Genomic DNA, 14,179 nt, shown 5'->3' with positions numbered 1-14,179 from the left:
GCGGCCCGCGCCTGCGCGTCATTCAGGGTTCCCCGTGCTAGCGGCCAGCGGAATGGCCGTGAATCTAGAAAGGAGCTACATGGTGAACATGACACAGATAAAGGCGGCCCTGCCGCGCGAGTTGCTGGCTTCGGTGGTGGTCTTCCTGGTCGCCCTGCCATTGTGCATGGGCATTGCCATTGCCTCGGGCATGCCACCGGCCAAAGGACTGATCACCGGGATCATCGGCGGTATCGTGGTGGGCTTTCTCGCCGGCTCGCCGTTGCAGGTCAGCGGCCCGGCGGCCGGCCTGGCGGTGCTGGTGTTCGAACTGGTGCGCCAACATGGCGTGGCCATGCTCGGGCCGATCCTGTTGCTGGCCGGATTGCTGCAGCTGCTGGCCGGGCGCCTGCGCCTGGGTTGCTGGTTCCGGGTCACGGCGCCGGCGGTGGTGTACGGTATGTTGGCCGGGATCGGCGTGCTGATCGTGCTGTCCCAGGTGCATGTGATGTTCGATACGGCGCCTCAGCCCTCGGGTGTGGATAACCTGCTGGGCTTCCCGGCGACGCTGGCTTCGGCCCTGCCGCTGGAAAGCGCGGGCAATGGTTGGCAGGCCGGTGCGCTTGGGCTGGGTACTATCGCCATCATGTGGGGCTGGGAGCGTCTGCGCCCGCAGCGCCTGCGCTTCATTCCCGGAGCCCTGCTCGGGGTGGCGGCAATGACCGCCGTCAGCCTGTGGCTGGCGCTGCCGGTCAACCGTGTGCAGGTGCCGGCCGATCTGTCCGAAGCCATCGACTGGCTGCGTCCGGATGACCTGCTCAAGCTCGCCGACCCGACCCTGCTGGTGGCGGCCTTCGCCCTGGCCTTCATCGCCAGCGCCGAGACCTTGCTGTCCGCCGCCGCCGTCGACCGCATGCACAGCGGCCAGCGTTCGGACTTCGACCGTGAGCTGTCGGCGCAGGGCATTGGCAACATGCTCTGCGGGGTGCTGGGTGCGCTGCCGATGACCGGGGTGATCGTGCGCAGCTCGGCCAACGTCCAGGCCGGCGCCCAGACTCGGGCCTCGGCGATATTCCATGGGCTCTGGCTGCTGGCCTTCGTGGTGGCGCTGAGTAGCTTGCTGCAGCAGATCCCGGTGGCCAGCCTGGCTGGGGTGCTGGTCTATACCGGCGTGAAGCTGGTGGACTTCAAGGCGTTCCGTGGCCTGGGCCGCTATGGGCGGATGCCGATGTTCACCTATGCGGCGACGGCACTGGCGATCATCTTTACCGACCTGTTGACCGGCGTATTGCTGGGCTTTGCCCTGACCCTGCTGAAGCTGGCACTGAAGGCGGCGCGGTTGAAGATTAACCTGGTGGCGTTGGGTACGCCGGGGCACATGGAACTGCGCCTGAGTGGGGCGGCGACCTTCCTCAAGGTGCCGGCGCTGACCCAGGTGCTTGATACCGTGCCGGAGGGGACGACATTGCATGTGCCGCTGGGCAACCTGAGCTATATCGACCATTCCTGCCTGGAGTTGCTCGAGGACTGGGGGCGCAGTGGCGCGGCCAAGGGCTCGCGGCTGGTGCTGGAGCAGCGGCGGCTGAAGCGGCGGGTCGAGGGACGGTTGCGGACTACGGCGGGGGTTGGGGTTTAGTCTGTCAGATTGCAGGGGCCGCTTTGCGGCCCTTTCGCGGCACAAGGCCGCTCCTACAAGAGATCGCGTTCCCTTGTAGGAGCGGCCTTGTGCCGCGAAAGGGCTGCGCAGCAGCCCCGGCGATTTCGAACGTTGCTCAGGCCGATTGCCCCAACTCCACACCAAGCTGGCGCGACAGGCACGGCCAGCGTTTCCACGCGTTGCCGGTTTCCGGGCTCGACAGCTTGTCGCGGTAGACCTCCACCGATTCCACGGCGAAGCTCTCCTCATCGAGCATCTTGTCCACCGAATGGTGCACCACCTCATCCAGCTGGTTGGCAAACGTCTCGCCGATCAGCTGATGGGCGATCAGGTTGGCGACCGTGGTATCCACCGGAATCAGCGGCTGCTGGAAGTGGCGGATGTACAGGTCGTTGACCTCCTCGACCAGACGATGAGCCAGGTAGGCCTCGTCCAGCAGGCAATCCAGCCCGACCTGCCCCGCCATCACGCTCGGCGGCTGCAGGAAGTAGGCCTCGGCAATCTTCAGTACCGGTTTGATCTGCGTCTCGATGCCTGCTTCGAGCGCCACGTTGTGCGCGGCCTCGAGCAGTTCCGGAACCTCGTTGATGTAGGCGCCGACGAAGCGCGCCAAGGTACCCTGGGCATCCTGCTGGGGTAGTTGGATCGATGGATGCAGGTGTGGCAGTTGCAGTTCGAGGCGGGCTTTCAGTTGGCCTGTGCGGCTCTCATGTTGATGGGCGTTTTCGATCTGCTCGCGTACAGCAGCGATGTTCATGACAACTCCAGGGGCATGGCGTTACAAACGGAAGACACTAAGTTAGCTTGCTTACGAGAATGGCTAAGACGCATTTGTTATATCTCTGAGGCACGTGTAGGAAATTGGCTATATCAATGTGCCATTATTGTGCCCCGGCCCAGCATTCATGCGGCTTTCAGCGCAAACGTTTGGTTGAGTGAAGATCATTTCAAGTGCTGCGTTGCGCACCATTGGTCGGTGTCTATACTCCGGGTGAAACGTGATTCGTTGATGAGGCCCGACTGCCTTAAGCAGGGGGCTCGGTCGTCGAAGCCAGGCAGTCTTGGCCACCGTTCCCCCCTTTGTCGTAGCAGGTCGTCCATGCCTCCGGGACTACAAGAACGATAAGGGGAACCCGCAATGATGCGACATCCACATGTCTGGATGGGCCTGTTGCTGTGGTCGGTTTTCGGTCAGGCACAGGCAGCATGGACGGTGAACATGGCGCCCGGGGCGACGGAAGTCTCCCACGCAGTGTTCGACCTGCACATGACCATCTTCTGGATCTGCGTGATCATCGGCATCGTGGTGTTCGGCGCGATGTTCTGGTCGATGGTCATCCACCGCCGCTCGACCGGGCAAAAGGCTGCGCACTTCCATGAGCACACCTGGGTCGAGATCCTCTGGACCGTGGTCCCTTTCCTGATCCTGGTGGTGATGGCCATCCCGGCCACCAAGACCCTGATCGACATCTACGACGCCAGCGAGTCCGACATCGACATCCAGGTCACCGGCTACCAGTGGAAGTGGCACTACAAGTACCTGGGCCAGGACGTCGAGTTCTTCAGCAACCTGGCCACCCCCGCCGAACAGATCCACAACAAGTCGCCGAAGGACGAGCACTACCTGCTCGAGGTCGACCAGCCGCTGGTGTTGCCGGTGGGCGCCAAGGTGCGCTTCCTGGTGACCGCCGCCGACGTCATCCATTCCTGGTGGGTACCGGCCTTCGCGGTCAAGCGCGACGCTATCCCCGGCTTCGTCAACGAGGCCTGGACCCGGGTCGAGAAGCCGGGCATCTACCGTGGTCAGTGCACCGAGCTGTGCGGCAAGGACCACGGTTTCATGCCGGTGGTGGTCGAGGTGAAGTCCAAGGCCGACTACGACACCTGGCTCGGCGAGCGCAAGGCCGAGGCGGCCAAGCTCAAGGAACTGACCAGCAAGGAATGGACCCTCGAAGAGCTGGTCGCCCGCGGCGACAAGGTCTACCACACCACCTGCGTGGCCTGTCACCAGGCCGAAGGCCAGGGCCTGCCGCCGATGTTCCCGGCGCTCAAGGGCTCGAAGATCGCCACCGGGCCCAAGGACGCCCACCTGGGAATCGTCTTCCACGGCAAGCCCGGCACCGCCATGGCGGCGTTCGGCAAGCAGCTTTCGGAAGTCGATATCGCCGCCGTGGTCACCTACGAGCGCAATGCCTGGGGCAACAACAAGGGCGACATGGTCACGCCGAAGGACGTGCTGGCGCTCAAGCAGGCCGAAGCGCAATGAGCCGGGCTAGACACGGCAGTCAGTGGATTGCAGGAGACAGGACATGAGTGCAGTGATCGACGACCACGCCCACGGTCATGAACACGCCCACGGCCCGGCCAAGGGCCTGATGCGCTGGGTGCTGACCACCAACCACAAGGACATCGGCACGATGTACCTGTGGTTCGCCTTCAGCATGTTCCTGCTCGGTGGCTCGTTCGCCATGGTGATCCGCGCCGAGCTGTTCCAGCCCGGCCTGCAGATCGTGGAGCCGGCGTTCTTCAACCAGATGACCACCATGCACGGGCTGATCATGGTGTTCGGCGCGGTGATGCCGGCCTTCGTCGGCCTGGCCAACTGGATGATCCCGCTGATGATCGGCGCGCCGGACATGGCCCTGCCGCGGATGAACAACTTCAGCTTCTGGCTGCTGCCGGCGGCGTTCCTGCTGCTGGTCTCGACCCTGTTCAGCCCCGGCGGCGGGCCGAACTTCGGCTGGACCTTCTACGCCCCGCTGTCGACCACCTACGCCCCGGCCAGCGTGACCTTCTTCATTTTCGCCATCCACCTGATGGGCATCAGCTCGATCATGGGCGCGATCAACGTGATCGCCACCATCCTCAACCTGCGCGCCCCGGGCATGACCCTGATGAAGATGCCGCTGTTCGTCTGGACCTGGCTGATCACCGCGTTCCTGCTGATCGCGGTGATGCCGGTGCTGGCCGGCGTGGTGACCATGATGCTGATGGACATCCACTTCGGCACCAGCTTTTTCAGCGCCGCCGGCGGTGGCGACCCGGTCTTGTTCCAGCACGTGTTCTGGTTCTTCGGCCACCCCGAGGTGTACATCATGATCCTGCCGGCCTTCGGCGCGGTCAGCTCGATCATCCCGGCGTTCTCGCGCAAGCCGCTGTTCGGCTACACCTCGATGGTCTACGCCACCGGGGCGATCGCCTTCCTGTCATTTATCGTCTGGGCCCACCACATGTTCGTGGTCGGCATCCCGGTGGTGGGCGAGCTGTTCTTCATGTACGCGACCATGCTGATCGCCGTGCCCACCGGGGTGAAGGTGTTCAACTGGGTCAGCACCATGTGGGAAGGCTCGCTGACCTTCGAGACACCGATGCTGTTCGCCATCGCCTTCGTCATCCTGTTCACCATCGGTGGCTTCTCCGGCCTGATGCTGGCCATTGCGCCTGCGGACTTCCAGTACCACGACACCTACTTCGTGGTCGCCCACTTCCACTACGTGCTGGTGCCCGGGGCGATCTTCGGCATCTTTGCCTCGGCCTACTACTGGCTGCCGAAATGGACCGGCCACATGTATGACGAAACCCTCGGCAAGCTGCACTTCTGGCTGTCGTTCGTCGGCATGAACCTGGCCTTCTTCCCCATGCACTTCGTCGGCCTGGCAGGCATGCCGCGGCGGATCCCGGACTACAACCTGCAGTTCGCCGACTTCAACATGGTCTCGTCGGTCGGTGCCTTCATGTTTGGCGCCACGCAGATCTTCTTCCTGTTCATCGTCATCAAGTGCATCCGCGGCGGCGCGCCGGCAGCGGCCAAGCCCTGGGACGGCGCCGAGGGCCTGGAGTGGTCGATCCCGTCGCCGGCGCCCTACCACACCTTCCAGACCCCACCGGAAGTGAAGTAGGAGCCCGCCCATGGACGGCCTGTCGCTCAAACGCCTGGTCACCCGCCTGCTGATGCTGACCGTGGTGATGTTCGCCTTCGGCTTCGCCCTGGTGCCGATCTATGACGTGATGTGCAAGGCCTTCGGCATCAACGGCAAGACCGGCGGGCAGTACGCGGGCACCCAGGTCAGCGACCCGTCGCGCTCGGTGCGGGTGCAGTTCATGTCCACCAACGCCGGTGACATGAGCTGGGAGTTCCACTCCACCGCCGACCAGATCGAGGTCAACCCGGGGGCGGTGAACCAGATGATCTTCATCGCCCGCAACCCGACCAACCAGCCGATGAGTGCCCAGGCCATCCCCAGCATCACCCCGGCCGAGGCCGCGGCGTACTTCCACAAGACCGAATGCTTCTGCTTCACCCAGCAGGTGCTGCAGCCGGGAGAGCGCATCGAGATGCCGGTGCGCTTCATCGTCGACCGTGACCTGCCGGAGTCGGTGAAGCACCTGACACTGGCCTACACCCTGTTCGACATCACCGCTCGCCACCCGCCGGTCGCACAAACCGCGACCGAGGCCGCCCGTTGAGGGAAGGAGATCAAGCATGGCAAGCCACGAGCATTACTACGTCCCGGCGCAGAGCAAGTGGCCGATCATCGCCACGATCGGCATGTTCATCACCGTGTTCGGCCTGGGCACCTGGTTCAACGACCTAAAGGCCGGCCACCCGGAATCCCACGGGCCGCTGATCTTCTTCGTCGGTGGGTTGTTCCTGGCGTACATGCTGTTCGGCTGGTTCGGCGCGGTGATCAAGGAGAGCCACGCAGGGCTTTACAGCGCGCAGATGGACCGCTCGTTCCGCTGGGGCATGAGCTGGTTCATCTTCTCCGAGGTGATGTTCTTCCTGGCCTTCTTCGGCGCGCTGTTCTACGTGCGGGTGCTGGCCGGGCCATGGCTGGGCGGTGAGGGAGACAAGGGCGTGGCGCACATGCTCTGGCCCAACTTCGAGTTCGTCTGGCCGCTGCTGCACACGCCGGATCCGAAACTGTTCCCGCCGCCGAAGGAAGTGATCGACCCGTGGCACCTGCCGCTGATCAACACCATCCTGCTGGTGAGCTCCAGCGTGACCGTGACCATTGCCCACCATGCCCTGCGCAAGGGCCATCGCGGCACGCTGAAGCTGTGGCTGGGGCTGACCATCCTGCTGGGGCTTGGGTTTCTCGCGCTGCAGGCCTACGAGTACCACGAGGCCTACAACAAGCTGGGGCTGACCCTGGGCTCGGGGATCTACGGTGCGACGTTCTTCATGCTCACGGGCTTTCACGGCGCTCACGTGACGCTGGGGACGTTGATCCTGTTTGTGATGTTCTGCCGGGTGATGCGCGGGCATTTCGAGCCGGACAAGCACTTTGGTTTTGAGGCGGCGAGCTGGTACTGGCACTTCGTGGATGTGGTGTGGGTGGGGTTGTTCATCTTTGTGTACGTGCTTTGACGGGTGGCGCGGTCCCCTGTTGTAGGAGCGGCCTCGTGCCGCGAAAGGGCTGCGAAGCAGCCCCGGCGATCTTGCATGATGCCAAGATCCTGGGGCCGCTGCGCAGCCCTTTCGCGGCACAAGGCCGCTCCTACAGGGACCGAGACAATTCAGAACGGCGCGTGGGAGACCAACTGGCCACTGATGAAGCCCCAGGCCACCAGCCCGATGGTCAGGGTAGCGAGGGCGACACGCACGGTAAGGGCCTTGAGCAGGCGGGTCGACTGGTCGTCGTCCTTGACCAGGAACACCAGGCCACTGAACAGGCTGGCGATGGTGGCCAGTAGCATCAGGACTATCGCGGCCTTGAGCATGGCGTAACTCCAGGGGGATGCGGTGATGGGTACAAGTATAGCGCTCGACCTGACGAGGCCCTGGTGAAGCCGTTTCGCCCCGGGCTGCTGCCGACCCTGGTGGTGCTTGCGCTGCTGCCGGGACTGATCGCGCTCGGCTGCTGGCAGCTGCGCCGCGCCGATGAGAAGCGCGACCTGCTCGCCGCGTACACCGAGCGCCAGATCGAGGCGCCGGTCGCTGTCGAACAGCTGCGCCAGCTGCCGGACCCGGCGTTCTACCCCGTGCACCTGTATGGCCGCTTTGACGCCGCGCACAGCCTGTTGCTGGACAACCAGATGCGCGACGGCAAGGCCGGCGTCGAGCTGCTGCAACCCTTCCACGATCAGGCCAGCGGGCTGTGGCTGCTGGTCAACCGCGGCTGGCTGCCCTGGCCCGATCGCCGGGTGCCGGTGCGTTTCGACACCCCGGACCAGGCCCTGGCGCTGGACGCCACGATCTACGTGGCGCCGGGCAAGACCTTCCAGCTGCACCCGGACAACCCGGACGGCCGCTGGCCGCAACTGCTGACGGCAATCGACCCGGGTGGGCTCTGGCAGCAGCTTGGCCGTGAAGGTTTCACCCATGAGCTGCGCCTGCAGGCCGGCCCGGGTGCCTACCGCCTGGACTGGCCGGTGGTCGCCATGGGCCCGGAAAAGCACCAGGGCTACGCCGTGCAGTGGTTCGCCCTGGCCACCACGCTGGTGTTGCTCTACCTGTATTTCGGCTGGCATCACAACGACAAGGAGAACCGCCATGGCCGCCGCCACGAGTCCACTGGACGCGCCTGATCGCCGCAAGCCGAGGGGACGTCTGCAACTGTTGCTGATCCTGTTCGTCGTGCTCGGGCCGATGATCCTCGCCACCTTCATGTACAAGCTCAAGTTCTGGGTGCCGGAGGGGCGCAGCTATCACGGCGTGATGATCGGCAATGGCGAGGGCCGCGTAGATATCGGCATCGATGCCCGGGACGAGCGTTGGCAGTTGCTGGTCAGCACCCCCGAGGCCTGTGCTGAGGAGTGTCGGCAACTGGTGTACCTGGCCCGGCAGATCCAGGTTGGCCTGGGCCGCGACGCCAGCCGTGCCAGCCATGCCCTGGCGGCGGCCCAGCCACTGGCCGCCGACTACCAGGCGCAGTTGGGCCGCGAATACCCGCAGTTGCAGCGCTACCCGCTGGACGCCCAGCGCTATGTGCAGAAGGTCGGCGAAGCGGGCCCGCAGCTGTGGATCGTCGACCCTCACGGCAACCTGGTGCTGCGCTACGACGCCAAGGTCAACGGCAAGCATGTGCTGGACGACCTGCGCCACCTGCTCAAGCTGTCCAACATCGGCTAGGAGGCCGCCATGGCCAGACCCGGATACCGTCTCGCTGTGTTCGCCACCCTGCTGGCGTTGCTGGTCGTGCTGCTCGGTGCCTATACCCGGCTGACCCATGCCGGCCTTGGCTGTCCCGACTGGCCGGGGTGCTACGGCTTCATCAGCGTGCCCAAGACCGATGCCCAGCTGGCCCATGCCGAGCTGCACTTCCCCGAGCACCCGGTGGAAGAAGCCAAGGGCTGGGCCGAGATGGTCCATCGCTATTTCGCCGGCACCCTGGCGCTGGTGATCGCCCTGCTCGCCTTCCAGGCCGTGCGCCGGCATGCCCGTGATGGCCAGCCCTATCGCCTGCCGGTGTTGCTGCTGGCAGTGGTACTGGCCCAGGCGGCGTTCGGTATGTGGACCGTGACGCTGAAACTGTGGCCGCAAGTAGTGACCGCGCACCTGCTCGGCGGGTTCACCACGGTGAGCCTGCTTTTCCTGCTGTCCCTGCGTCTATCCCGGGCCTTTGCGCCATTGCCGAAACTGCCGCTGAGCCTAAGGCGGATCGCCGCGCTGGCGCTGTTGGTGGTCATCGGCCAAATCGCCCTGGGGGGCTGGGTCAGCGCCAACTACGCGGCGGTGGCCTGCATCGACCTGCCCACCTGCCACGGCCAGTGGTGGCCAGCGGTGGACTTCAGCAACGGCTTCCACCTGACCCAGCATGTCGGCCCCAATTACCTCGGCGGGCAGCTGGACAGTGACGCACGCACCGCGATTCATATCAGTCATCGCCTGGGCGCGCTGCTGGTCATGCTGGTGTTGCTGACCCTGAGCTGGAAGCTGCACCGCCACGGCCTGGGCGGCCTGGCCCGCCTGGTGTTGCTGGCGCTGGCGCTGCAACTGGGCCTGGGCATCAGCAACGTGCTGTTGCACCTGCCCCTGGGCGTGGCCGTCGCGCACAACGCTGGCGGCGCCCTGCTGCTGCTGTGCATGGTGCTGGTCAACTACCGCATCCGCGTGGTCGACAAGGTCCGTGTGGGCCACGGCTGGCGTCTGACGCCGGTGACCGGCGTGCACCTTTCCCATCACATGAGGAACGATTCGTGGCGACGCTTCTGAGCACGGAACGCCAGCGCGCCGGATGGCGCGACTACATGGAGCTGACCAAGCCGAAGGTGGTGGTGCTGATGCTGATCACCTCGCTGGTGGGCATGTTTCTCGCCACCCGCGCGGGGGTGGCCTGGAGCGTCCTGCTGTTCGGCAACCTGGGGATAGGCTTGTGCGCGGGGGCCGCGGCGGCGGTCAACCACGTGGTCGACCGCCGCGTCGATGCGCTCATGGCCCGCACCCACAAGCGCCCGCTGGCCCAGGGTCGGGTGGCGCCCGTGCCGGCGCTGCTATTTGCCTTGCTGCTGGCCGTTGCGGGGATGGCCCTGCTGCTGGCGTTCACCAACCCCCTCACCGCCTGGCTTACCCTGGCCTCGCTGCTGGGTTATGCGGTGCTCTACACCGGCTTTCTCAAGCGCGCCACGCCGCAGAACATCGTGATCGGCGGCCTGGCCGGGGCAGCCCCGCCGTTGCTGGGCTGGGTGGCGGTCAGTGGGCACCTGGGCGCCGAACCGCTGCTGCTGGTGCTGATCATCTTCGCCTGGACGCCGCCGCACTTCTGGGCCTTGGCGATTCATCGCAAGGAGGAGTACGCAAAAGCTGATATTCCCATGCTCCCCGTTACCCACGGCGAGCGCTACACGGCCCTGCATATCCTGCTCTACACCTTGATATTGCTGGCGGTGAGCCTGTTGCCCTATGCCATCCACATGAGCGGACCACTGTACCTGGCCTGTGCCCTGGGGCTGGGGCTGCGCTTCCTGCACTGGGCCTGGGTGTTGTACCGTGGCACCCGGCCGCACGCGGCGATCAAGACGTTCAAGTACTCTATCGGCTACCTGTTCGCCCTGTTCATCGCGTTGCTCGTAGACCATTACCTGTTGCTGAACCTATGACCCGAACCCAGAAAACCGTCTTCATCCTCGTTGCCCTGGTCGCGCTGATCATGGGCCTGACCGTCAACAAGGTGCTCAACGACCGTGGTCAGTTGAACCCCACCGAACTGATCGACGCCGGCATCATCCTGCTGCCGCAGAGCCGCACCGTGCCCGACGTGACCATGACCGACCAGAACGGCCAGCCGCTGGTGCTGGACCAGCTCAAGGGCAAGTGGTCGTTGCTGTTCTTCGGCTACACCTACTGCCCGGACATCTGCCCGACCACCCTGGCCCAGCTGCGCCAGGTGAAGAGCGAGCTGCCCAAGGAGGCGCTGGAGCGTTTGCAGGTGGTGCTGGTGAGCGTCGACCCGAACCGCGACACGCCGAACCAGCTCAAGCAGTACCTGGGCTACTTCGACAAGGATTTCGTCGGGGTGGCGGGGTCGATCGAGGATACCCAGAAGCTGGCCAATGCCTTGAGCATTCCGTTCATTCCGGCCGATACCAGCAAGCCGGGCTACACCGTGGATCACAGCGGCAACCTGGCGGTGGTCGGCCCGGACGGGCGCCAGCGTGGGTTCATCCGTGCGCCGTTCAACAACCAGAAGCTGGTGGCGCAGTTGCCGGGGCTTGTGAAGCGCGACTGACCGTTGAAATGAGTCGCGGGGCCAGCCCGCTCCCACGCCAGATTGGGTTCTGGCGTGGGAGCGGGCTGGCCCCGCGATTGGCATTCGATCCTCGGGCCTGCTGCGCAGGCCGTCGCGGCACAAGGCCGCTCCTACAAGAGATTGCATTCCTCTGTAGGAGCAGCCTTGTGCCGCGATGGGCCGTAGAGCGGCCCCAGGGATGTCAGATCAGAACGCCGGAATCACCGCGCCCTTGTACTTCTCGGTGATGAACTGCTTCACCTCAGGCGAGTGCAGGGCCGCGGCCAGCTTCTTCATGGCATCGGCGTCCTTGTTGTCCGGACGCGCCACCAGGATGTTCACGTAGGGCGAATCGCTGCCTTCGATCACCAGGGCGTCCTTCTCCGGGTTCAGCTTGGCTTCCAGCGCATAGTTGGTGTTGATCAGCGCCAGGTCGACCTGGGTCAGCACGCGTGGAATGGTGGCCGCTTCCAGCTCGCGGAATTTCAGCTTCTTGTCGTTGCCGGTGATGTCCTTCACGGTCGACAGGATGTTGTTGCTGTCCTTGAGCTTGATCACGCCAGCCTTGTCCAGCAGCAGCAGGGCACGGCCGCCGTTGGTGGCGTCGTTGGGGATGACCACGGTGGCGCCGGATGGCAGTTCGTCGAGCTTCTTGTACTTGCTCGAGTAGGCGCCCAGCGGCTCCAGGTGCACGCCGGCAACGCTGACCAGCTGGGTGCCCTTGGCCTTGTTGAACTCATCCAGGTACGGCTGGTGCTGGAAGAAGTTGGCGTCCAGACGTTTTTCGGCCACCTGCACGTTCGGCTGGATGTAGTCGGTGAACTCCTTGACCTTCAGCTCCACGCCCTCCTTCGCCAGCTGCGGCTGGACGAACTTGAGGATCTCGGCGTGCGGCACCGGGGTGGCGGCGACGGTCAGGGTCTCGGCGTGGGCCGAGAAGGCCGCGACGGCGGCGACAACAGCAAGCAGCTTCTTCATTGATCACTCCTTGTGAGGGCCGCGACGGCCCCCGAACGGGTCGGCCAGGCCGACCCCATTGGGGTTATTTACGGGAAAAATGCACGACCAGCTTGTCACCGACGCTCTGCAGCACCTGCACCAGGATCAGCAGCAGGACCACGGTGACCACCATCACGTCGGTCTGGAAACGCTGGTAGCCGAAGCGGATGGCCAGGTCACCCAGGCCGCCCGCGCCCACCACACCGGCCATGGCGGTGTACGAGACCAGGGTGATGGCGGTGACGGTGATCGCCGCGAAGATGCCCGGACGGGCCTCAGGCAGCAAGGCGTTGGTGATGATCTGGCGGGTGGTGGCGCCCATCGACTGGGTGGCTTCGATGATGCCGCGATCCACCTCGCGCAGGGCGGTTTCCACCAGACGCGCGAAGAACGGCGTGGCCCCCACCACCAGCGGAGGAATCGCCCCCGCAACACCCAGCGAGGTGCCGGTGATCAGCACGGTGATCGGGATCATCACGATCAGCAGGATGATGAACGGCAGCGAGCGCAGGATGTTCACCACCAGCGACAGCAGCGCGTAGACGCCCTTCTGCTCGAACATCTGCCGCGGCCCGCAGAGGAACAGCAGCACGCCCAGCGGCAGGCCCAGCAGCACGGTGAAGAACAGCGAGCCGAACAGCATGATCATGGTGTCGATGCTGGCCAGCCAGATTTCGGCCCAGTCGACGTTGGCGAAGAAATTCAGGGCGTCCATCAACGCAGTACCTCCATATGTACGTCAGCTGCAGTGAAGCGGGCGAATGCCGCGTCCATGTCTCCGCCGATCAGGGCGAGGGTCAGCTGGCCATAGGGAATGTCCTTGATGCGGTCGATGCGTCCGGCCAGGATGCTGTAGTCGACACCAGTCTCGCGGGCCACGGTGCCCAGCAGCGGCGCGTAGGTGGCGCAACCCTGGAACGTCAGGCGCACGATGCGGCCCGGCACATGGGCGAAGTCGTCGCGTTGCTCGTTCTCGTCGACCTGCTCGTCCTCCTGGACGAAGCGCCGGGTGGTGGCGTGCTGCGGGTGCAGGAACACGTCGGCCACCGGGCCGGCCTCGACGATCTGCCCGGCGTCCATCACCGCCACGCGGTCGCAGACCCGGCGGATCACGTCCATCTCGTGGGTGATCAGCACGATGGTCAGCTTCAGCTCGCGGTTGATCTCGGCCAGCAGTTGCAGCACCGAGGCGGTGGTCTGCGGGTCGAGGGCGCTGGTGGCCTCGTCGCACAGCAGGATCTTCGGGTTGGTGGACAAGGCGCGGGCGATGCCGACGCGCTGCTTCTGTCCGCCCGACAGCTGTGCCGGATACTTCTTCGCGTGCTCGGACAGGCCGACGCGGGCCAGCAGCTCGGTGACGCGCTTGTCGATCTCGCCACGCGGCAACTCGCCGGCCAGCACCAGCGGCAGGGCGACGTTGTCGGCGACGGTCTTGGACGCCAGCAGGTTGAAGTGCTGGAAGATCATCCCGACCTGCTGGCGGAAGCGGCGCAGCTGGTTGGCGTCGAAGGCGGTGACGTCCTCGCCGTCAACCACGATCTTGCCGCCGGACGGCTCCTCGAGGCGGTTGATCAGACGCAGCATGGTGCTCTTGCCGGCACCGGAGTGGCCGATCAGGCCGAACACCTGGCCATCTTCGATGGTCAGGCTGGTCGGGTTCAGGGCCGGGATATCCCTACCGGCGACGCGGTAGGTCTTGTGGACATTTTGAAACTCGATCACTGAGCGAACCTTGTGGGGCGCATGGAATTTGGGTCAGCGGTTAGCCGGGGTCGCGCATTTTAGCCTTTTCCCCTGCCTGTTCTTAGCATTAATTTCGCAATGCTCCAATCCAATCGGCATATCGCGACGGTCGGCAATCCGATTGAACGCA

At 64.7% G+C, this 14,179-nt stretch carries 15 protein-coding genes; 10 read left to right on the top strand and 5 right to left on the bottom strand.

Annotated elements, in window-relative coordinates:
- Positions 1-79: 79 nt before the first annotated feature.
- Positions 80-1,615, top strand: a complete 1,536-nt coding sequence (locus ACZ899_RS19190) for a SulP family inorganic anion transporter (protein ID WP_267967089.1) — start codon at positions 80-82, stop codon at positions 1,613-1,615.
- A gap of 136 nt (positions 1,616-1,751) precedes the next feature.
- Here the strand turns inward: ACZ899_RS19190 and ACZ899_RS19185 are convergent, their stop codons facing one another.
- On the bottom strand, positions 1,752-2,393 hold the full coding sequence (locus ACZ899_RS19185) for a hypothetical protein (RefSeq protein WP_234560772.1): 642 nt from the start codon (positions 2,391-2,393) through the stop codon (positions 1,752-1,754).
- A 381-nt stretch (positions 2,394-2,774) separates the two neighbouring features.
- Between ACZ899_RS19185 and coxB the strand changes: the two genes are divergently transcribed.
- From coxB to ACZ899_RS19165, 4 genes are read left to right on the top strand one after another with little or no spacing between them, the layout of a single operon-like run.
- Complete coding sequence (coxB, locus tag ACZ899_RS19180) at positions 2,775-3,902, top strand: cytochrome c oxidase subunit II (RefSeq protein ID WP_203649163.1); 1,128 nt, start codon at positions 2,775-2,777, stop codon at positions 3,900-3,902.
- 43 nt (positions 3,903-3,945) lie between these two features.
- A complete protein-coding gene (gene ctaD, locus ACZ899_RS19175) occupies positions 3,946-5,535 on the top strand; it encodes a cytochrome c oxidase subunit I (protein ID WP_203649161.1) in 1,590 nt (529 codons plus the stop codon).
- A gap of 10 nt (positions 5,536-5,545) precedes the next feature.
- Complete coding sequence (locus ACZ899_RS19170; RefSeq protein ID WP_203649159.1) at positions 5,546-6,103, top strand: cytochrome c oxidase assembly protein; 558 nt, start codon at positions 5,546-5,548, stop codon at positions 6,101-6,103.
- Positions 6,104-6,119: 16 nt separating this feature from the next.
- Positions 6,120-7,007 carry a cytochrome c oxidase subunit 3 gene (locus tag ACZ899_RS19165; protein WP_203649157.1) on the top strand — a complete coding sequence of 296 codons (888 nt, stop codon included), beginning with the start codon at positions 6,120-6,122 and terminating at the stop codon, positions 7,005-7,007.
- A gap of 149 nt (positions 7,008-7,156) precedes the next feature.
- Here ACZ899_RS19165 and ACZ899_RS19160 read toward each other — a convergent pair whose 3' ends face one another.
- On the bottom strand, positions 7,157-7,360 hold the full coding sequence (locus ACZ899_RS19160) for a twin transmembrane helix small protein (RefSeq protein ID WP_110736050.1): 204 nt from the start codon (positions 7,358-7,360) through the stop codon (positions 7,157-7,159).
- A 63-nt stretch (positions 7,361-7,423) separates the two neighbouring features.
- Between ACZ899_RS19160 and ACZ899_RS19155 the strand changes: the two genes are divergently transcribed.
- From ACZ899_RS19155 to ACZ899_RS19135, 5 genes are read left to right on the top strand one after another with little or no spacing between them, the layout of a single operon-like run.
- Entirely contained in the window at positions 7,424-8,167 is a 744-nt protein-coding gene (locus ACZ899_RS19155; protein ID WP_234560771.1) for an SURF1 family protein, read from the top strand.
- Positions 8,133-8,711 (top strand): hypothetical protein, encoded by a 579-nt coding sequence (locus ACZ899_RS19150; RefSeq protein WP_232855464.1) that lies wholly within the window; start codon positions 8,133-8,135, stop codon positions 8,709-8,711. The genes ACZ899_RS19155 and ACZ899_RS19150 overlap by 35 nt, the downstream gene beginning before the upstream one ends.
- Before the next feature lie 9 nt (positions 8,712-8,720).
- Complete coding sequence (locus ACZ899_RS19145) at positions 8,721-9,794, top strand: COX15/CtaA family protein (protein WP_234560770.1); 1,074 nt, start codon at positions 8,721-8,723, stop codon at positions 9,792-9,794.
- Positions 9,779-10,678: a heme o synthase gene (gene cyoE, locus ACZ899_RS19140; RefSeq protein WP_110736043.1), complete on the top strand. Its 900-nt coding sequence runs from the start codon at positions 9,779-9,781 to the stop codon at positions 10,676-10,678. The genes ACZ899_RS19145 and cyoE overlap by 16 nt, the downstream gene beginning before the upstream one ends.
- On the top strand, positions 10,675-11,307 hold the full coding sequence (locus ACZ899_RS19135; protein ID WP_028688687.1) for an SCO family protein: 633 nt from the start codon (positions 10,675-10,677) through the stop codon (positions 11,305-11,307). Before cyoE ends, ACZ899_RS19135 begins: the two co-directional genes overlap by 4 nt.
- A 207-nt stretch (positions 11,308-11,514) precedes the next feature.
- Here the strand turns inward: ACZ899_RS19135 and ACZ899_RS19130 are convergent, their stop codons facing one another.
- The 3 genes from ACZ899_RS19130 to ACZ899_RS19120 form a co-directional block, all read right to left on the bottom strand.
- On the bottom strand, positions 11,515-12,285 hold the full coding sequence (locus ACZ899_RS19130; RefSeq protein WP_232855468.1) for a MetQ/NlpA family ABC transporter substrate-binding protein: 771 nt from the start codon (positions 12,283-12,285) through the stop codon (positions 11,515-11,517).
- A 64-nt stretch (positions 12,286-12,349) separates the two neighbouring features.
- Positions 12,350-13,021 (bottom strand): methionine ABC transporter permease, encoded by a 672-nt coding sequence (locus tag ACZ899_RS19125; protein WP_050703190.1) that lies wholly within the window; start codon positions 13,019-13,021, stop codon positions 12,350-12,352.
- Positions 13,021-14,028: a methionine ABC transporter ATP-binding protein gene (locus tag ACZ899_RS19120; protein WP_203649148.1), complete on the bottom strand. Its 1,008-nt coding sequence runs from the start codon at positions 14,026-14,028 to the stop codon at positions 13,021-13,023. Before ACZ899_RS19120 ends, ACZ899_RS19125 begins: the two co-directional genes overlap by 1 nt.
- Positions 14,029-14,179: the final 151 nt, after the last annotated feature.

This window comes from Pseudomonas sp. TE31087, from assembly GCF_057284075.1.
This window is presented reverse-complemented; position numbering and strand designations above follow the sequence as displayed.